The 19847-nt window shown below is 62.4% G+C and carries 18 protein-coding genes and 1 pseudogene; 14 read left to right on the plus strand and 5 right to left on the minus strand.

Annotated elements, in window-relative coordinates; all coding sequences use genetic code 11:
• Window position 1: 1 nt before the first annotated feature.
• Complete coding sequence (locus NQL71_RS04380; RefSeq protein ID WP_166620306.1) at window positions 2–643, minus strand: pentapeptide repeat-containing protein; 642 nt, start codon at window positions 641–643, stop codon at window positions 2–4.
• Window positions 644–759: 116 nt separating this feature from the next.
• Window positions 760–2649: a quinoprotein ethanol dehydrogenase gene (gene exaA, locus NQL71_RS04385; protein ID WP_274642319.1), complete on the minus strand. Its 1890-nt coding sequence runs from the start codon at window positions 2647–2649 to the stop codon at window positions 760–762.
• A gap of 254 nt (window positions 2650–2903) precedes the next feature.
• Between exaA and pedF the strand changes: the two genes are divergently transcribed.
• The 14 genes and pseudogenes from pedF to NQL71_RS04455 all read left to right on the plus strand — a co-directional run.
• Window positions 2904–3365: a cytochrome c-550 PedF gene (gene pedF, locus NQL71_RS04390; protein WP_046817110.1), complete on the plus strand. Its 462-nt coding sequence runs from the start codon at window positions 2904–2906 to the stop codon at window positions 3363–3365.
• Between the two features lie 3 nt (window positions 3366–3368).
• The gene (locus NQL71_RS04395) at window positions 3369–4244 is read left to right on the plus strand and encodes a substrate-binding periplasmic protein (protein ID WP_046817111.1); all 876 of its coding nucleotides are present in this window, start codon (window positions 3369–3371) and stop codon (window positions 4242–4244) included.
• Window positions 4245–4253: 9 nt separating this feature from the next.
• The gene (locus tag NQL71_RS04400; protein ID WP_046817112.1) at window positions 4254–5021 is read left to right on the plus strand and encodes a quinoprotein dehydrogenase-associated SoxYZ-like carrier; all 768 of its coding nucleotides are present in this window, start codon (window positions 4254–4256) and stop codon (window positions 5019–5021) included.
• A gap of 16 nt (window positions 5022–5037) precedes the next feature.
• Complete coding sequence (locus NQL71_RS04405; protein WP_077185941.1) at window positions 5038–5976, plus strand: quinoprotein relay system zinc metallohydrolase 1; 939 nt, start codon at window positions 5038–5040, stop codon at window positions 5974–5976.
• A 256-nt stretch (window positions 5977–6232) separates the two neighbouring features.
• Window positions 6233–8008, plus strand: a complete 1776-nt coding sequence (locus NQL71_RS04410) for a PQQ-dependent methanol/ethanol family dehydrogenase (protein ID WP_274642320.1) — start codon at window positions 6233–6235, stop codon at window positions 8006–8008.
• 216 nt (window positions 8009–8224) lie between these two features.
• Window positions 8225–9745 (plus strand): acetaldehyde dehydrogenase ExaC, encoded by a 1521-nt coding sequence (gene exaC, locus NQL71_RS04415; RefSeq protein ID WP_046817115.1) that lies wholly within the window; start codon window positions 8225–8227, stop codon window positions 9743–9745.
• A 249-nt stretch (window positions 9746–9994) separates the two neighbouring features.
• The gene (gene pqqA, locus NQL71_RS04420) at window positions 9995–10066 is read left to right on the plus strand and encodes a pyrroloquinoline quinone precursor peptide PqqA (protein ID WP_003253598.1); all 72 of its coding nucleotides are present in this window, start codon (window positions 9995–9997) and stop codon (window positions 10064–10066) included.
• Between the two features lie 55 nt (window positions 10067–10121).
• Entirely contained in the window at window positions 10122–11036 is a 915-nt protein-coding gene (pqqB, locus tag NQL71_RS04425) for a pyrroloquinoline quinone biosynthesis protein PqqB (RefSeq protein ID WP_077185939.1), read from the plus strand.
• 120 nt (window positions 11037–11156) lie between these two features.
• Window positions 11157–11909: a pyrroloquinoline-quinone synthase PqqC gene (gene pqqC, locus NQL71_RS04430; protein ID WP_046817117.1), complete on the plus strand. Its 753-nt coding sequence runs from the start codon at window positions 11157–11159 to the stop codon at window positions 11907–11909.
• Complete coding sequence (gene pqqD / locus NQL71_RS04435) at window positions 11906–12178, plus strand: pyrroloquinoline quinone biosynthesis peptide chaperone PqqD (RefSeq protein ID WP_046817118.1); 273 nt, start codon at window positions 11906–11908, stop codon at window positions 12176–12178. Before pqqC ends, pqqD begins: the two co-directional genes overlap by 4 nt.
• Entirely contained in the window at window positions 12156–13298 is a 1143-nt protein-coding gene (pqqE, locus tag NQL71_RS04440) for a pyrroloquinoline quinone biosynthesis protein PqqE (protein WP_274642321.1), read from the plus strand. The genes pqqD and pqqE overlap by 23 nt, the downstream gene beginning before the upstream one ends.
• 121 nt (window positions 13299–13419) lie before the next feature.
• A complete protein-coding gene (gene ercA / locus NQL71_RS04445; RefSeq protein ID WP_046817120.1) occupies window positions 13420–14583 on the plus strand; it encodes an alcohol dehydrogenase-like regulatory protein ErcA in 1164 nt (387 codons plus the stop codon).
• Entirely contained in the window at window positions 14567–14773 is a 207-nt protein-coding gene (locus NQL71_RS04450) for a hypothetical protein (protein ID WP_274642347.1), read from the plus strand. Before ercA ends, NQL71_RS04450 begins: the two co-directional genes overlap by 17 nt.
• A pseudogene (locus NQL71_RS04455) lies at window positions 14725–15229 on the plus strand (DUF4113 domain-containing protein); the annotation flags it as partial. The gene NQL71_RS04450 and the pseudogene NQL71_RS04455, both read left to right, overlap by 49 nt.
• A gap of 85 nt (window positions 15230–15314) precedes the next feature.
• On the opposite strand, the gene NQL71_RS04460 reads toward NQL71_RS04455, so the two are convergent.
• From NQL71_RS04460 to NQL71_RS04470, 3 genes are read right to left on the minus strand one after another with little or no spacing between them, the layout of a single operon-like run.
• On the minus strand, window positions 15315–16643 hold the full coding sequence (locus NQL71_RS04460; RefSeq protein WP_077185937.1) for a TolC family outer membrane protein: 1329 nt from the start codon (window positions 16641–16643) through the stop codon (window positions 15315–15317).
• Between the two features lies 1 nt (window position 16644).
• Window positions 16645–17985: an HlyD family type I secretion periplasmic adaptor subunit gene (locus NQL71_RS04465; protein WP_046817122.1), complete on the minus strand. Its 1341-nt coding sequence runs from the start codon at window positions 17983–17985 to the stop codon at window positions 16645–16647.
• Between the two features lie 6 nt (window positions 17986–17991).
• Window positions 17992–19728 (minus strand): type I secretion system permease/ATPase, encoded by a 1737-nt coding sequence (locus NQL71_RS04470; protein ID WP_046817123.1) that lies wholly within the window; start codon window positions 19726–19728, stop codon window positions 17992–17994.
• Window positions 19729–19847 lie beyond the last annotated feature (119 nt).

Raw genomic sequence — 19847 nt, forward strand, 5'->3', positions numbered from 1 at the left:
GTCATTTGTCCCAAGTCGTCGGGCACCCCGTACAGCCCTCCATGTTCGCATCCTGAAAGTTCGCATAGTGCTGGCGCGAGCCGTTGAGGTTGGCGTGCTCCAGGTTGCTTTCACCCAACTTGGCCTCCTGCAGGTTGGCGTCGCTGAGGTTGGCGTCCTTGAGGTCGGCCTTGCTTAGCCAGGTCATCTCCAGGTCGGCGGCGCGCAGGTTGCTGTTGTGCAGCCTGGCCCCGGAGAGACGGGCGAATTGCAGGTAGGCGCCGCTAAGGTCGGCGTTGGCGAACTGCGCGCCCTGGGCGAACATCCCCCAGCCCTGGATCGCCACCAGCGTGGCGCCGGTGAAATCAGCCAGGCGCGCATTGCTCTGTTGCAGGCTCGCGCGGGTCAGGTTCGCGCCCTGTAGCCGGGCCTTTTCCAGATTGGCGAGGTCGAGGCGGGCGTGACGCAGATCGGCTTGGCGAAGGTCGGCACCGCTGAGGTTCATGTTGCGCAGGTCCTGGTTGCTCAGGTCGGCGCCCTTGAGATTGGCGCCGGGGCACTGGCTGTGTTCGGCGATGGTGCAGCCGTTGATGATCAGGGGGGTGTCGTCGTCGGCGTACGCTGTAGCAACGCTCAATAAAAGCATTAGAGGCAGATAATTCATGGGAAGGTCTCCGGATGCCCCTGTAGGAGCGAGCTTGCTCGCGATGGTCTCAAGAACACCGCGGGGCACCAGACACCCCACGTCATCGTTGACGACCATCGCGAGCAAGCTCGCTCCTACAGCGCGGTCTGGTTATCCCAGCTCGGAATCTTGAACACCCAGAACGACCCGCCCTGAGCCACCGGTTTGGTCAGTTCCGCCATGTCGCCGCCCCACAACGGCACCGCGCCGCCGTAGCCGACGGTCACGCCGATGTACTGCTCGCCGTCCTGCTCCCAGGTGATCGGCGGGGAGACGATGCCGCTGCCGGTCTGGAACTTCCACAACTCCTTGCCGGTTTTCGCATCGAAGGCCTTGAAGAAACCGTCGCCGGTGCCGGTGAACACCAGGTTGCCCTTGGTCGCCAGTACGCCGGCCCACAGTGGCAGGTGTTCCTTGTGCTCCCAGACCACTTTGCCGGTGGTCGGGTTCATCGCCCGCAGGGTGCCGACGTGATCGTCGTACATGCGCTTGATACGAAAACCCATGCCCAGGTAGGCCGAGCCTTTCTTGTAGTTGACCTCTTCGGTCCAGTATTCCTCTTTCCACTGGTTGCCCGGAATGTAGAACAGCCCGGTGTCCTGGCTGTAGGCCATGGGGTTCCAGTTCTTGCCGCCCAGGAACGGCGGCGAGACTTCTACCGGCTTGCCCTTGGTTTCGCCCGGCAACGGCTTGGCCGGACGCTGGCCTTCGTTCTCCACCGGGCGGCCGGTCTTGAGGTCGATGTGGCTGGCCCACGTGATGTTGTCGACAAAGGGGAAGGCGTTCTGCAATTTGCCGTTGTTGCGGTCGACCACGTAGAAGAACCCGTTGCGGTCGGCGTGGCCGGTGGCCTTGACCGTCTTGCCGTCCTTGTCCTTGTAGTCGAACAGCACAAGCTCGTTGTTGCCGGAGAAGTCCCAGGCATCGTTCGGCGTGTGCTGGTAGAACCATTTGACCTCGCCGGTGCTCGGGTCGACGCCCACCTGGCCCGAGGTGTAGAGGCTGTCGTAATCGTGCGGGTTGCCGTCCTTCGAGGTGCGCGCCCAGGTGTTCCAGGGGCCCGGGTTGCCGGCGCCGACGATGATGGTGTTGGTGTCGGCATCGAAGCTGGCGCTCTGCCAGGGCGCGCCACCGCCGTGGCTCCAGGCCTCGACCTTGCCGGTTTCGGTGGTCGGATCGTTCGGCCACGACGGCGCCTTCACATCGCCGGTGGGGGTACTGTCCTTGCCGTTCAGGCGGCCCATGTGGCCTTCGACGAAAGGGCGCATCCAGACTTCTTCGCCGGTGTCCGGATCGCGGGCGTAGAGCTGGCCGACCACGCCGAACTCATCGCCTGAACTGCCATGGATCAGCAGCACCTTGCCGCTGGTCTTGTCCTTGATCAGCACTGGGGCGCCGGTCATGGTGTAGCCTGCGGCGTGGTCGCCGAACTTCTTGTTCCACACCACCTTGCCGGTGTTCTTGTCCAGGGCGATCAGCCGCGCATCGAGGGTGCCGAAGTAGATCTTGTCGCCATAGATCGCCGCGCCGCGGTTGACCACGTCGCAGCACGGGCGAATGTTGTCCGGCAAGCGATGGTTGTAGGTCCACAGGCGCTTGCCGGTCTTGGCATCCAGGGCGAATACCCGCGAATACGAGCCGGTGACGTAGACCACGCCGTCGCTGACGATGGCCTGCGATTCCTGGCCGCGCTGCTTCTCGTCACCGAAGGAATAGGACCAGGCCGGGGTCAGCTTGAACACATTCCTGTCGTTGACCTGGGCCAGCGGACTCCAGCGCTGGGCGTTGGTGCCCATGCCGTATTGCAGCACGTCCTTGGTGGTCAAGTGGTCGTTGGCAATGTCTTCCCAACTCACATTACGGGTAGCAGTGGCCGGTGCGGTTTCGGCATGACCAACAGCGCTCAGGGACAGGCCGCCGACCAGCAAAAGAGCCTGTACGGCGACGGTCAAGGGGGAAAGGGCGGGTAGCGATCTTATTGTCATGGTTGCAGTTCCCAGTGGAGGTTTTGGCCTGCACAGGGTGGGGCGCCCGGCGGGTGGCCGGATACGGAAAATGTCCCGCCGTTGCCGGGAAAATTTCCCATGGGCCACCTAATTTGGCAGTCCATCGAAGGCCTTACTACCAAGGGATTAGACGGCGGCCACCAAAGCAGCATGGGGCCAGTGCGCGGGGGTTCCTAAGATGGTTGCCATAGCCTCTGCCAAGAGGTCTTGCGTGCAATCCAGAGGGCATAACAATGACAACAAAACGCAACGCCTTGCTCGTAGCCGGACTGCTGGCCGGCTTTATCAGTGCAGGTTCCGTATGGGCCCACGGCAATGTGGTGCCACAAGCCGTCGAGACCCAAGGGCTGACCCCGATCAAGGACGCCGGCGTTCAGGTGGACGGCGATGGCTGGGCCGCCGTGAACCCTTACCGCAGCACCCCCGAGCACGACAAGGCGGTGGAAATCGGTTCATCGGCCTACAACCAGAATTGCGCGGCCTGTCATGGCCTGGAAGCCAAGTCCGGTGGTATCGCCCCGGACTTGCGCATGCTCGATGTCGGCGAAGCGGGTGATGAATGGTTTGTCGAACGGGTACGCAATGGCGCCGTGCGTGACGGCCGCGTGTACATGCCGAAGATGGCCGACTACCTGAGCCAGGAAGCCTTGTGGGCGGTGCGCAGCTACCTGGACAGCGTCCACGTCGAGGAGTGACCCATGCGCCTGCTCGCGGTGTTGATCAGCGCTGTGTGGCTGTGCTGCCAGTCGGTGCAGGCGCAGGTTCGCAATTACGACGAAATGATCGCCGCCGGGGAGCTGAAAGTGGCGGTCTACAAGGACTTTGCTCCCTACAGTTTTGAAGACGCCGGTCAGCCCCGGGGGGTCGATGTCGAACTCGCCCAGGCGCTGGCCAAGGCGCTGGGCGTGCGCCTGACGCTGATCTGGGCGCCTGCCGGGGAAAAGCTCGACGACGACCTGCGCGATTACATCTGGCGTGCCAGCCCGCTGCACAACCAGCAACTGGCCGACCTGATGATGCGGGTGCCGTACGACCGCGATTACGCGCAGAAACGCAACGAATTCGGCGAAATGGAAAACGGCCATGTGGTGATGTTCGGCCCTTACCAAAATGAACAATGGCAGGTCGCCTACGACCGTCGACGCCTGGACAAGGTGGCCAGCGTCGCGGTGTTCGAGCAGCACCCGATCGGCGTCGAAGTCGACAGCGTGCCGTCGTTCTACCTGACCTCGGTATTCAACGGCATGCTCGCCGGCAAGACCCGCCACTACCCGGGCGTGCCCCAGGCGTTTGCAGCGATGAAGGCCGGTGAGGTCGACGCGGTCATGGCCATGCGCGGCGAGATCGACTGGCAAGTGCATGAAGCGGCCGACCCGCAGCTTGCACTGGCGCAAAACGCCTATCCGAACATGGGCAAGCAGCTTTGGGAAATCGGCATGGCGGTGCACGAAAGCAATCGGCAACTGGCCTATGCCGTGGAGGAGGCGCTGGAAGGGATGATCCGCGAGGGCTCGGTGAAAACCATCTATGGCCGTTACGGCCTGCGCTACGACGTGCCCGAGATGTACCAATAGGAGCAAGTGATGATCTGGCGAGGGAGTTGTCTGTTGGCCGCATGGTTGATCTTGAGCCCGGCCACACACGCGGTGGACATCGATCCGGGCAAGGACCCGGTGCCGTCGGTTATGTGGGCTTTCTATCACAAACAGATGCTCGGCTCGGCGCCGTTCGTGTTCGATGAGCGGGTCAAGCTGCTGGCGCCGCCGTTCGCCGAAGATGCCCGGCAAGTGCCGCTGGAAATCGACGCCCGTGCCTTCGACGGCGAAGTGGTGAGAATCCTCGCCTGGGCGGAACTCAACCCCTTGCCGAAAATCGTCGATTTCGAGCCGCTGACCGGCGTGTTGCCGTGGCTGGCGATCCGCATCCGAGTCGAACAGGCCACACCCTTGCGTGCGGCGGTGCTGACCCGTGACGGGGTGTGGCATGTCGGTTCGACCCTGATCGACGCGGCCGGTGGCGGTTGCACCGCGCCCAGTGTCGTGCGCACCCAGGCTGGCTGGGAGGAACACATCGGCGAAGTGCTGGGCGGCCGTTACCCGCGGGAGGCCTTCAGCCGCGTGCGCTTGCAGGTGGCGCATCCGATGGACAACGGCATGGTCAGCGGTATCCCGGAATTTTTCCTCAACCATGCGCAGCTGCGCGATCAGCATGATCAGTTGCTCGCTCGTCTCGAACTGTTCCCCGCCGTCAGCGAAAATCCCAGCCTGGCCTTTGATATCGAACGGGCAGGGTCGACGCGCCTGTTGTTGCGCGATAACAGCGGCAATCAATTCGAAGCGTCGATCCCCTGAATTCAAGGAGCCTGTCATGCGTTGGATGCTGCTGTTGTTCATCGGCCTGGGCCTGCCAGCCATGGCCGATCTCGACTACTTGCTCACGCCCAGGCAGATCGCCGAAGACACCTGGCTGCTCGAAGGCAGCACCGATAATTTCGCCAAGGCCAACGGTGGCAACATCGTCAATACGGCGTTCATCGTCACCGAGCGCGGCGTGGTGGTGATCGATACCGGGCCGTCCAGGCGTTATGGCGAGGCCATGCGCCGGGCCATCGCGGCGACCACCGACAAACCGGTGATCCAGGTCCTGCTGACCCATCATCACCCCGACCATGTGCTGGGCAACCAGGCGTTCAGCGATGTGCCGATTGGCGCCCTGGCCGGCACCAGCGAGCTGCTGCAAAAGCAGGGCGATGCCATGGCCGAGAACATGTACCGGCTGGTGGGCGACTGGATGCGAGGCACCGAAGTGGTGTTGCCGACCCGGACGCTGACCCCCGGTGTGGAAAGTTTTGGGAACCACGATTTGCGCCTGCTGAGCCTGGGTGGGCATACGGGTGCGGATCTGGCTATTCTCGACCAGCGAACCGGCGTGCTGTTTGCCGGGGACCTGGTGTTTTATCAGCGGGCACTGACCACGCCCAACAGTCCGGGGCTGGCGGTGTGGCTGGCCGACATGGCGACCCTGCAGGCACTGCCCTGGACACTCATCGTGCCCGGCCACGGCCCGGTCGCCAGCGACCCGCAGCCCTTCGCGCAGATGCGCGACTACCTGGGCTGGCTCGATCAATTGATGCGCGACGGTGCGGCCAACGGCAGCGACATGAGCGAGATGATCCGCAGTCCCATTCCCGAGCGGTTTGCCGGGATCAATCTCAGCCGCTACGAATTGATCCGCAGCGTCAGTCATTTGTACCCGCGTTACGAGCGAGCGCAGATGACCCGAGTCGACTCCAACTCAAACAACTGACCCACCCAAATCCCCTGTGGGAGCGGGCTTGCTCGCGAAAGCGGTGTGTCAGGCAATACATATGTTGAATGTAAAGGCCTCTTCGCGAGCAAGCCCGCTCCCACAGGAGATCGGTGTTGGTCGGCATCCGACCCTGTACCAAGGAACTAGGAAACTCCACATTGCGGGCAATTGTTGTGAGGGCGGCGGCGCCCAAGAATCTGCACCAGACCGGGAAAATTTCCCGGAAATAACAAAAACTGCAGAGGAAGCCGTCATGACTCAACCCGCACGTCGCCAGCCCTTCGTCTTGAGCCTGTTGCTCAGTGCCATGCTGTTGTCTGGCCAGGCATTGGCCGGGGTTTCCGACCAGGACATTCTCCAGGACCCCAAGAACCCCGAGCAGATCGTCACCAATGGCCTGGGCGTGCAGGGTCAGCGCTACAGCCCGCTGGACATCCTCAACGTCGACAACGTCAAGGAGCTGCGACCGGTGTGGGCCTTCTCCTTCGGCGGCGAAAAGCAGCGCGGCCAGCAGGCGCAGCCGATGGTCAAGGACGGCGTGATGTACATGACCGGCTCCTACTCGCGGGTGTTCGCCGTGGATGCGCGCACCGGCAAGAAGCTCTGGCAGTACGATGCGCGCCTGCCGGATGACATTCGCCCCTGCTGCGACGTGATCAACCGCGGCGTCGCGCTGTACGGTGACCTGGTGATCTTCGGCACCCTCGACGCCAAGCTCGTGGCGCTGAACAAGGACACCGGCAAGGTGGTCTGGAGCAAGAAAGTCGCCGACCACAAGGAAGGCTACTCGATCAGCGCCGCACCGCTGGTGATCAACGGCAAACTAATCACTGGCGTGGCCGGTGGCGAATTTGGCGTGGTCGGCAAGATCGAAGCCTACGACCCGAAGAACGGCAACCTGTTGTGGACCCGGCCAACGGTTGAGGGCCACATGGGTTACGTCTACAAGGACGGCAAGGCCGTGGAAAACGGCATCTCCGGCGGCGAGGCGGGCAAGACCTGGCCGGGCGACCTGTGGAAGACCGGCGGCGCCGCGCCATGGCTGGGCGGCTACTACGACCCGGAAACCAACCTGCTGTTGTTCGGCACCGGCAACCCGGCGCCCTGGAACTCGCACCTGCGCCCTGGCGACAACCTCTATTCGTCGTCGCGCCTGGCGCTCAACCCGGACGACGGCACCATCAAGTGGCACTTCCAGAGCACGCCCCACGACGGTTGGGACTATGACGGCGTCAACGAGCTGGTGTCGTTCAACTACACCGAGGGCGGCAAGGAAATCAAGGCGGCGGCCACCGCTGACCGTAACGGTTTCTTCTACGTGCTGGATCGCACCAACGGCAAATTCATCCGCGGCTTCCCGTTCGTGGACAAGATCACCTGGGCCACCGGCCTGGATAAGAGCGGTCGACCGATCTACAACGAAGCCAGCCGTCCTGGCGCGCCGGGCACCGAAGCCAAAGGCAGCTCGGTGTTCGTAGCGCCGGCATTCCTCGGCGCGAAAAACTGGATGCCGATGGCCTACAACCGCGACACCGGGTTGTTCTACGTGCCGTCCAACGAATGGGGCATGGACATCTGGAACGAAGGCATCGCCTACAAGAAAGGCGCGGCGTTCCTCGGCGCCGGTTTCACCATCAAGCCGTTGAATGAAGACTACATCGGCGTGCTGCGGGCAATCGATCCGAAAACCGGCAAGGAAGTCTGGCGGCACAAGAACTTCGCGCCGCTGTGGGGCGGTGTGCTGACCACCAAGGGCAACCTGGTGTTCACCGGCACCCCGGAAGGTTTCCTGCAGGCGTTCAATGCCAAGACCGGCGAGAAGGTCTGGGAATTCCAGACCGGCTCCGGCGTGCTGGGCTCGCCCGTAACCTGGGAGATGGATGGCGAACAGTATGTCTCGGTGCTCTCCGGCTGGGGCGGCGCCGTGCCACTGTGGGGCGGTGAAGTGGCCAAGCGGGTCAAGGACTTCAACCAGGGGGGCATGCTCTGGACCTTCAAGCTGCCCAAGGACCTCGTCGCCAGGCACTGACTGCAGGCATCAGAACCTGTAGGAGCTGGCTTGCCAGCGAAGAGTCCCTTCGGGCATGCATCGCCAATGAAAACGCCTTCGCCGGCAAGCCGGCTCCTACTACCAAATAACGAGAGTCCCTCCTGCCAACGATGCATTCGTCTGGCGTGCGGGGCTCTCTAGTATCGGTTCATCGCCTGTCGGCACGGCAGGCATCGACCCAGACAGAGGCCCACCATGATCTATGCCCAACCCGGAACACCCGGCGCCGTCGTGACGTTCAAGCCACGCTACGGCAACTTCATCGGCGGCGAATTCGTCGCGCCGGTCAATGGCGAGTACTTCACCAACACCTCGCCGGTCAACGGTGAAGTGATCGCCGAATTCCCGCGCTCCAGCGCCGCCGACATCGACAAGGCCCTGGACGCCGCCCATGCCGCCGCCGATGCCTGGGGCAAGACCTCGGCCCAGGACCGCTCCCTGGTACTGTTGAAAATCGCTGACCGCATCGAGCAAAATCTCGAAGTCCTGGCCGTCACCGAAACCTGGGACAACGGCAAGGCCGTGCGCGAAACCCTCAACGCCGACGTGCCCCTGGCCGCTGACCATTTCCGCTACTTCGCCGGCTGCATCCGCGCCCAGGAGGGCGGCGCCGCCGAGATCAACGAGCTGACCACCGCCTATCACTTCCACGAACCCCTGGGGGTGGTGGGGCAGATCATTCCATGGAACTTCCCGCTGCTGATGGCCGCCTGGAAACTCGCCCCGGCGCTGGCCGCGGGTAACTGCATCGTACTCAAGCCCGCTGAGCAGACGCCGCTGTCGATCATGGTCTTCGCTGAACTGATTGCCGACCTGCTGCCGGCCGGCGTGCTGAACATCGTCCAGGGTTTCGGTCGCGAAGCCGGCGAAGCCCTGGCCACCAGCAAGCGCATCGCCAAGATCGCCTTCACCGGCTCGACTCCGGTCGGCGCGCACATCATGCATTGCGCCGCCGAGAACATCATTCCGAGCACTGTCGAGCTGGGCGGCAAGTCGCCGAACATTTTCTTCGAAGACATCATGAACGCGGAACCTGCGTTCATCGAAAAAGCCGCCGAGGGCCTGGTGCTGGCGTTCTTCAACCAGGGCGAAGTGTGCACTTGTCCATCCCGAGCCCTGGTGCAGGAGTCGATCTACGAACCGTTCATGGCCGAGGTGATGAAGAAGATCGTCAAGATCAAGCGCGGCAACCCGCTGGACACCGAGACCATGGTCGGTGCCCAGGCCTCCGAACAGCAATACGACAAGATCCTCTCGTACCTGGCCATTGCCCAGGAGGAGGGCGCCGAACTGCTCACCGGCGGTGCGGCCGAGCGTCTGGAAGGCGACCTGTCCAGCGGCTATTACATCCAGCCGACCCTGCTCAAGGGCCACAACAAAATGCGTGTATTCCAGGAAGAAATCTTCGGCCCGGTGGTGGGTATCACCACCTTCAAGGACGAAGCCGAGGCACTGGCCATCGCCAACGACAGCGAGTTCGGCCTCGGTGCCGGCCTGTGGACCCGCGACATCAACCGCGCCTACCGCATGGGCCGGGCGATCAAGGCCGGGCGCGTGTGGACCAACTGCTACCACCTGTACCCGGCGCATGCGGCGTTCGGCGGCTACAAGAAGTCCGGCGTCGGCCGGGAGAACCACAAGATGATGCTCGACCATTACCAGCAGACCAAGAACCTGCTGGTGAGCTACGACATCAATCCGCTGGGTTTCTTCTGATCCCGTAGGATCACCACAGTACCCTGTGGGAGCGAGCCTGCTCGCGATGAGGCCATTACATCCAGCATCCATGTTGAATGTTATGCCGCCATCGCGAGCAGGCTCGCTCCCACATTGGTTTTGTGTATCCCCTGACACCCCCCTACCAAATCACCCCCAAACCTCCTTCGAAAGTAGCATTCGACCCCCCGGCCCACCGTGCATTAATGGCTCTACCGGAATCGCCCGGCACAAGAAGAGGAATGACCCATGTGGACTAAACCCGCGTTTACCGATCTGCGCATTGGCTTCGAAGTGACGATGTATTTCGCCAACCGTTGATTGATCACCCGGCCAGCCGTGGCGTTGGCCGGACCTGCCTTCTGGAGCATTGCCCATGCACATCCGCGTTCTCGGTTCCGCCGCCGGCGGTGGTTTTCCGCAGTGGAACTGCAACTGTCGCCAGTGCGCCGGTGTGCGCAATGGCAGTGTGCGGGCGCAGCGTCGCACACAGTCGTCGATCGCCCTGAGCGACAACGGTGTGGACTGGGTGCTGTGCAATGCTTCACCGGACATTCGCGCGCAACTCGAGAGTTTTGCGCCGCTGCAACCGGCGCGACGCTTGCGTGACAGCGCCATCGCCGGCGTGGTGCTGCTGGACAGCCAGATCGATCACTGCACCGGGCTGCTGAGCCTGCGCGAAGGCTGCCCGCATGAGGTGTGGTGCACCGAGCGGGTTCACCAGGACCTCAGCAGCGGCTTCCCCTTGTTCACCATGCTCGGTCACTGGAACGGCGGCCTGCAGTGGCAACCGATCGAACTGGACCGCGAGCCCTTCCAGATCGCGGCTTGCCCGCAGTTGCAGTTGCGGGCGATTCCATTGGTCAGTAACGCGCCGCCGTACTCACCCCATCGCGGCAACCCGCAACCGGGCGACACCATTGGTTTGTTCGTCGAAGACCAGCACAGCGGCGCCTCGCTGTTCTACGCACCGGGCCTTGGGCAGATCGACGATGAGGTGCTGGCCTGGATGGCGCGCGCCGATTGCCTGTTGCTGGACGGCACCCTGTGGCGCGACGACGAGATGCGTCTGTGCGAAGTCGGACAGAGCCTGGGCAGCGAGATGGGCCACCTGGCGCAAAGCGGGCCCGGCGGCATGCTGGAAGTGCTGGAAGCTTTTCCCCGCCAGCGCAAGGTGCTGATCCACATCAACAACACCAATCCGATCCTCGATGAAGACTCGGCCGAGCGGGCCTTGCTGGAGCGGCGGGGGATCGAAGTGGCTTATGACGGCATGAGTATTGAGCTGTAGCCGACGACCCCTTCGCGAGCAAGCCCGCTCCCACAGGTTTTGTGAACACCGCAGCCCCTGTAGCAGCGGGCTTGCCCGCGAAGGCGTCAGTTCAGACACCGCCAAATTCGGAGACCCGCAATGACCGACACCCCCATGACCCCCAGCGAATTCGAAGCCGCCCTGCGCGCCAAGGGCGCCTACTACCACATCCATCACCCCTTCCACCAAGCCATGTACGCCGGCCGCGCCAGCCGCGCACAGATCCAGGGCTGGGTCGCCAATCGCTTCTATTACCAGCTCAACATCCCGCTCAAGGATGCCGCGATCCTGGCCAACTGCCCGGACCGCGAAGTGCGCCGGGAATGGCTGCAACGGATCATCGATCATGACGGTGCACCGGGCAGCGAGGGCGGTATCGAAGCCTGGCTACGCCTGGGCGAGGCGGTGGGGCTCGACCGCGAGCAGATCCTCTCTCAGGAACTGGTGCTCCCCGGCGTGCGTTTCGCCGTGGATGCCTACGTCAATTTCGCCCGCCGTGCCTGCTGGCAGGAGGCGGCCAGCAGCTCGCTGACCGAACTGTTCGCGCCGCAGATCCATCAGTCGCGACTCGATGCCTGGCCGACCCATTACCCATGGATCGACGTCGCCGGCTACGACTACTTTCGCACGCGCCTGAGTCAGGCCCGACGGGATGTCGAACACGGCTTGCGCATCACGCTTGCGCACTACGTTACCCTCGAGGCCCAGCAACGCATGCTGCAGATCCTGCAGTTCAAGCTCGACGTGCTGTGGTGCATGCTCGACGCGATGAGTATGGCCTATGAGCTGGAACGCCCGCCGTATCACACCGTCACCGGGGACAACGTCTGGCATCGGGGGATTGAACTGTGAGCCTGATCAGTCGCGAGCAGTCACCGTCGTTGCGCCGGGGATTTCGCCTGCAATGGGAACCGCGCCAGGACTGCCATGTGCTGCTGTACCCCGAAGGCATGATCAAGCTCAACACCAGTGCCGGTCAGATTCTCGATCTGGTGGACGGCCAGCGCAGCGTCGCGGCGATCATCGATCGGCTGACGGCGAGTTTTCCCGACGTGCCGGGCATCGACGAGGACGTGCTGGCATTCCTGGAGGTGGCCCATGCGCAATTCTGGATCGAGTGAGGCGCTGCCGGGGCCGCCGTTGTGGCTGCTGGCGGAGCTGACCTATCGCTGTCCGCTGCAGTGTCCGTATTGCTCCAATCCCCTGGATTTCGCCCGGCATGGCGAGGAACTGAGTACCGAGGAATGGATTCGCGTCTTTCGTGAGGCGCGGGACATGGGCGCCGCACAGTTGGGCTTTTCCGGTGGCGAGCCCCTGGTGCGGCAAGACCTGGCCGAGTTGATCAAGGCCGCGCGGGACATGGGCTACTACACCAACCTGATCACCTCCGGCATCGGCCTGACCGAGCAGAAGGTGCGCGACTTCAAGGTCGCCGGGCTCGATCACATCCAGATCAGTTTCCAGGCCGCCGACGAAGCGGTGAACAACATGCTCGCCGGCTCGCGCAGGGCTTTCGCGCAGAAGCTGGCGATGGCCCGGGCGGTGAAAGCCCAGGGTTATCCGATGGTGCTGAACTTCGTCACCCATCGGCACAACATCGATGACATCGCGAAGATCATTGATCTGTGCCTGGAGCTGGAGGCGGATTTCGTCGAGTTGGCCACCTGCCAGTTCTATGGCTGGGCCGAGCTCAACCGCGTCGGCCTGTTGCCGACCCGGGAGCAATTGCAACGGGCCGAGCGCATCACCAATGAATACCGCGAGCGACTCGAAGCGCAGGGTCATCCGTGCAAGCTGATATTCGTCACCCCGGACTACTACGAAGAACGACCCAAGACCTGCATGAACGGCTGGGCCAACCTGTTTCTCGACATCACCCCGGACGGCACGGCCTTGCCTTGTCACAGCGCCCGGCAACTGCCTGTGCAGTTTCCCAACGTGCGCGAGCACAGCATCGAGCACATCTGGAACCAATCTTTGGGTTTCAACCGTTTCCGTGGCGATGACTGGATGAAGGAGCCGTGTCGTTCCTGCGATGAAAAACACAAGGACCTGGGTGGCTGCCGCTGCCAGGCGTTCATGCTCACCGGCGAAGCCGCCAATGCCGACCCGGTGTGCAGCAAGTCGCCTCACCATGGCGTCATCCTCAAGGCTCGCGAGGAAGCAGAAGTGCCGGGACAGGGCATGGAACACCTGACGTTGCGCAATGCGAAGGCTTCGCAGCTGATCTACCGCGGATGACCCCGGCAACACAATTCCAATGTGGGACCTGTGGTGAACCCAGCCATTGGTCTGATTGCATTCGCAGCCGGATGCGTTAGTGTGGGCCTTACCTTCCAAAACAATAAAAACAGGCTTTCCAATGAGCCAGAGTCTCAGCCAGCTGCGTAAATTCGTTTCGCCGGAAATCATCTTCGGTGCCGGTTGCCGGCACAACGTCGGCAACTACGCCAAGACCTTTGGTGCGCGCAAGGTGCTGGTGGTCAGCGATCCGGGAGTGATTGCCGCCGGTTGGGTGGCGGATGTCGAAGCCAGCCTGCAAGCCCTGGGCATCGAATATTGCCTGTACAGCGCCGTCTCGCCCAACCCGCGTGTGGAAGAGGTGATGCTCGGTGCCGAGCTGTACCGGGAAAACCACTGCGATGTGATCGTCGCCGTCGGCGGCGGCAGCCCGATGGATTGCGGTAAAGGTATCGGCATTGTCGTTGCCCATGGCCGCAGCATCCTCGAGTTCGAAGGCGTGGACACCATCCGCGTGCCCAGTCCACCGCTGATCCTGATCCCGACCACCGCCGGCACCTCCGCCGACGTGTCGCAGTTCGTGATCATTTCCAATCAGCAGGAACGCATGAAGTTCTCCATCGTCAGCAAGGCGGTGGTGCCGGACGTGTCGCTGATCGACCCGGAAACCACCCTGAGCATGGACCCGTTCCTGTCGGCCTGTACGGGCATCGACGCGCTGGTGCACGCCATCGAAGCCTTCGTGTCCACCGGGCACGGGCCGCTGACCGATCCCCATGCGCTGGAAGCCATGCGCCTGATCAACGGCAACCTGGTGCAGATGATCGCCAACCCGACCGACATCGCCCTGCGCGAGAAAATCATGCTCGGCAGCATGCAGGCCGGCCTGGCGTTCTCCAACGCGATCCTCGGCGCGGTGCATGCCATGTCCCACAGCCTCGGCGGCTTTCTCGACCTGCCCCATGGCCTGTGCAACGCGGTGCTGGTGGAACACGTCGTGGCGTTCAACTACGACTCGGCACCGGACCGCTTCAAGGTCATCGCCGAGACGTTCGGCATCGACTGCCGTGGCCTCAATCACCGGCAGATCTGCGGGCGCCTGGTCGAACACCTGATCGCTCTCAAGCATGCGATCGGTTTCCACGAAACCCTCGGCTTGCATGGGGTCAGGACCTCGGACATTCCATTCCTGTCGCAACACGCCATGGACGACCCGTGCATCCTCACCAACCCGCGTGAATCCAGCCAGCGCGATGTCGAGGTCGTCTATGGTGAAGCCCTCTGACGAGCAACAACGGGCGCTGGCCGGACTGCTCGGACTAGGCAGTCATTCGGCGCGCAAGAGCCATTACCCGGAACTGGCCGCGCGCCTGGACGAGCTGGAAGCCGAGCGCAATCGCTACAAATGGTTGTTCGAAACCAGTTGCGGCGCAAGGAGCTTGCACCGATCAAGGAGGCCGTCGCCACCTACATGATGCGCGCCTCGGAAAAAATCAGGGCACAGAATTCGCTGTGCAAGAAGATCCGGGTCAGCATACGCACCGGCATGTTCAGCCCCGAGGAAGCCAAATACGCCAACGGTGTCGTGGTGGACCTGCCGTATCCTACGGTTGACCTGCGCCTGCTGACCAGACCGCCGTCGACGCGCTGGATCGGGTATTCCGCCCCGGCTTCGCCTACAGCAAGGCGGAAGTCATGCTGCTGAACCTGTGCCAGCCCGGCGAGTATACCGATGATTTGTTCTCCACTTCGCAACCGGCCGAGGCGAGCCGCGTCATGGCGGTGCTGGATCAGATCAATGGCCGGTGGGGAAGGGGACACTTCGCGCGGCCAGTGTGCCGGGCAATCCCGATTGGGGCATGCGCCGGGAGATGATGAGCCAGAGCTACACCAGGAAGCTGGATCAGCTTTGGAGCGTGTCGTGTGTTTGATCGGGGGATCTGCGAAAACGACCCCTCAAAACTGTGGAGCGTTGTCCTCTCGAACAACTCCCGGCTTGTCAGCTGCAGGTGAACGTCAGTTGGTGACCAACAGTTCCGGTCCGAGATAGTCGTTGATGTGGTCGATATCGTCGTCGCCCAGGCTACCCACCGAGGAGGCCAGGCGCAGGCGCGACATCAAGTAGCGCAGCTTGGCTTCGAACAGGTCGTGGCGCGCAACGAAGAGCAGTTCTTCGGCATTGAGGACGTCCGAGTTGGTGCTGGTACCTCCTTCCTTGAAGCCCTTGCGGGTCGAAGCCAGTGAGCGTTCGTTGGACACCACTGCTTTCTCCAGGGCGCGAATACGCTGGGCGCCGCTCTGTACGCCGCGATACTCACGGGTGGTACCGGTGATGACTTCCTGGCGCGTGGCGTCGAGTTCGTCCAGGGCCTTGTAGCTATTGGCGCTGGCCTGGCGTGCCAAAGCGCTGGTGCCGCCACCGCTGTACAACGGGATGTTTACTTCCAGCCCGATTGAACCGTAGCGGTTGCGCTGGTTCAACTCGGAGATTGATTGGCTATCGCCCGCAGTATATCCGGCGACGAAATCCAGCGTTGGCCAGTGGCCGGCCTTGGCGCGCTTCACTTCTTCTTCGGCGAGGTCGCTGCCATGACGGCGCGCATGGATCAGCGGGCTGTCGGTCTGGGCTTTGACCAACCAGTCTTGCAGGTCGCTTGGTAGCAGTGGTGGTGTATCAAAGGTCGGACGCAAGGTGGTCAGCGATTCGGGGGTTTCACCGATATATTCCTCAAGCTTGCGGCGCGCGTTGACCAGGTTGTCCTGGGCTTCGATCAGCTCAACCTCGGCGAGGTCGCGACGAGCGGCCGACTCGTCGATGTCGGTGACGGTGCCGGCCCCCAACTCCATGCGCCGTTTCGCCGAGGCGAGTTGCTCTTCGAAAGCGCTCAGCTTGGACTGGGCAAGGGTGATGGTTTCGCTGGCCAGGAGCACGTCGAAATAGCTTTCGGCCAAGCGCACCGCGGCGTCCTGACTCTTGGCATCGAACACTGCGACGCTGTAGTCGGCACGCTGCTTGCCCTGGCGGTACTCGGCCATCTTCTGTTTGTTGAACAGCGGCTGGCGCAGGCGCACGTTCGCGCCCTTGGAGTCGTAGTCGAGATCCCTGTCGATGCCGTTCTGACGCTGGGTGCCATTGACCTTGTTGTCGTAGGCCGAGGCATTGACCTGCGGCAGCAGGCCGGCCTTGCCGATGGCGCGGTTTTCCTCGCCGGCGGCTTTTTCATGCACGGCGGCACGGTAGACGGGACCTTGGTACTGCAACAGATCCCAGGCTTGTTTGAGGTCCATGGCGCTGGCCGGCAGGGACAACCCCAGCAGGCAGAAGAATATGCAATGACGGTCCATTTCATTGTTCCTTAAAGGAGCTGTCCACACGTTCGAGCATCGGTTTGAGCAGATAGCTCATCAAGTTGCGCTCACCGGTCTTGATGGTGACGCTGGCGGGCATGCCAGGGCGAATGTGATTGCTGCCAAGCAGCCTCATGCCATCGGGTGTGACTTCCACCTGAGCCAGATAGAACGGTTGCTTGCTTTCCTCGTCGAGCAGGCGGTCAGCGGAGATGGTCTTCACGCGGCCGGGAATGTTTGGCGTCTGCGCATGGTTGAAGGCCGGGAACGCGATGTCCACGGGCAGGCCGGGGACCATCTTGTCGATGGCCTGCACGGGAATCATTGCGTCGACCTGCAGCGGCTCGTTGACCGGGACGATTTCCATGATCTTGAAGCCGGGCTGAATGACTCCCCCGACGGTGGCAATGCTCAGGGACTGGACCATGCCGTCGATGGGCGACCGTATCACCGTGTGGGTCACTTCATAGTCCAGCGCGCGCAAGCGGTCGGCCAGGGTGGTGTTTTCCTTGGCGGTTTCAGTCAGCTGTGATTCGACTTCCTTCAGGTAATCGTGCTGGCGCTGCAGGATGCGCAACTTGATTTCGGTAGTCTGGCTACGCACGCGAGCGATGTTGTTGAGGTTCTCCGCCTGGCCGGCCGAGAGGTCGGCGTTGCTGCGTTCCAGCTCAAGCAAGCGGTTGCGCGGCACATAGCCTTCGGCCGCCAGAACTCGGGTGCCTTGCAGTTCCTGGTTGAGGAAGTTGATTTGCGAGGCGCGGGCGCCATAGACCTGCTGCAGACCCTTGAGCTGCACCTGCGACGCCGCCAGGTTTTCCTCCAGGATGCTGATTTCGCCCGCCAGACCGGCGCGCCGGGTGTCCAGAAGACGCTGTTGCAGATCCATGGCGGCTACCAGGCGGTGGTCATTGCCGAAGCGTTTGAGCAGTTCGGGATCGAAGGTCACCACACTGCGCGCGTCACGTTCCGCTTCCAGTCGGTTTTCCACCGTCTTGCTGACGATGTACTGGGCGCCAACCGCACCCTGTTCGGCAAGGGCGCGCAGCGAGTCGAGGCGGACTACCTCCTGGCCTTTTTTCACGGTATCGCCTTCGCGAACGAGAATGGCCTCCACGGTGCCGCCGCTCAAATGCTGCACGGCTTTGCGGTTGCTGGTGACTTTGACCGTGCCTGTCGCCACCACGCCAGCATCCAGCGGCGCCAGCCAGGACCACAGGAGGAAACCGCCGAAGCCGGCGAGTACCAGCAACATGCCCCAGCGCACGTGTTTACCGACGTCCAGGTCCACCTCGTTCCTGGGATCGGCGAGAATCATGTCGCTGTGTTGGCTCATCTGCATGATCGGTCACTCCCGTGCTTTGACGGAGGCCAGTGGAGTTGATGCGCCGGCAGGCATCACACTGGCCTTGCGCAGCGCTGCGAATACTTCGTCGCGAGTGCCGAGCATCTGCACACCGCCGTCGCGCAGCATCAGCACCTTATCGACGGCGCAGAGCACATTGGGACGGTGGGAAATCAGAATGACGGTGGCGCCGCGGTTCTTGAGTTGGGCGAGGGCATCGACCAGGGCCTTTTCACCGACGTCGTCGAGGTTGGCGTTCGGCTCGTCCAGCACAATCAGATTGGGTTCTCCATACAGTGCGCGAGCCAAGGCGATGCGTTGCTTCTGGCCACCGGAAAGCGGGCTGCCATCGGTGCCCAGACGGGTTTCATAACCCTGCGGGAAACGCAGGATCATCTCGTGCACGCCAGTCGTCCTGGCGGCGCGAATGACCGCGTCGCTGTCCACTTCGCCAAAGCGCGCAATGTTGTCGGCGATGGTGCCTTCGAACAGTTCCACGTCCTGTGGCAGGTAACCGATCCAGGGGCCCAGTTCGCCCTTGTTCCAGGTGAACATGTCCGCGCCGTCCAGGCGCACCTTGCCGGCCTGTGCCGGCCAGACGCCGACCAACAGGCGGGCGAGGGTGGATTTGCCCGAGGCGGATGGACCGATAATGCCAAGGCTTTCGCCGGGAGAAAGGTTGAAACTCACCCCGCGCACAATCGTATTGTTGGTGGCGGGGGCTCCGGCGTATACGTTCTCCACCGTCAGCATGCCTAGCGGCCGCTGCAGCGACATGCTCGGTGGCCGGCGCGGATAATCGTTCAACATTTCGTTCAACCGGCCCCAGGCAGAACGACAGCCAAGCAACTGCTTCCATGACGCGATGACTTGTTCCACCGGGCCCAGCGCGCGGCCGGTGAGGATTGAGCAAGCAATCATCATCCCGGGGGTTATTTTGCCTTCAATCGCCAGCAGGGCGCCGGCGCCGAGGATCAGTGACTGCAAAGTGATGCGCACGAAGCGCCCGATGCTGCTGATCAGGGCGGCACGGTCGGAGGCCAGGGTCTGCATCTCCAGAATGCGCAAATGACTTTGGTACCAGCGCTTGCCGATCGACGGCAGCATGCCCATGGCCTCGATGACTTCGGCGTTGCGCAGGTTGTTGTTGGCGTAGCTGGCGGAGGAGAGGGCAGCCTGGTTGGCTTCGGCCAGTGGTTTTTGTGTCGCCTTCTCGGTGAGATAAGCCAGGCCCACCAAAATCAGCGAACCGATCAGCGTGACCAGTCCGAGCAGCGGGTGGATCAGATAGGCGACCAGCAGGTAGATCGGCGTCCATGGCGCGTCAAAGAATGCGAACAGGCCATTGCCGGTGAGGAACTGACGCACCTGAGCGAGATCTTGCAGGGCCTGGGACGGGTTACCTCCCGCGCGGCTCAGGTTGCGCTCGAAGGCAGCGGTGAAAATGCGTCGATTGAGGTCCATGTCGAGGCAGTTGCCGACCCGGATCAGCACGCGGGTGCGGAACATTTCCAACGTGGCCATCAGCAAGAACAGGCCGATTACCAGAATCGTCAACATCGTCAAGGTTGTGACGTTGCGACTGACCAGGGCCCGGTCATAAACCTGCAGCATATAAATAGCTGGCGTCAACATCATGACGTTGATCACGCCACTGAACGCTGCCAGCGAGTAAAAGCTGCGGCGCAGGCGAAAAATCGCGTCCGACAGTTCTGAGCGGGTGCTCGACTGCTTTTGCATTTGCGTCCTCCCCACCGAAAAGCCAGGTTGACCATGCGGCGCACCCGCTACCGGTAAATGTGATTGACTATCAGATAGATGTAGATCTCCAGGTAACTCGTCGGCTTGAGCAGTCGTTT

The sequence above is a fragment of the Pseudomonas serbica genome, assembly GCF_028823535.1.
Lineage (GTDB): Bacteria > Pseudomonadota > Gammaproteobacteria > Pseudomonadales > Pseudomonadaceae > Aquipseudomonas > Aquipseudomonas serbica.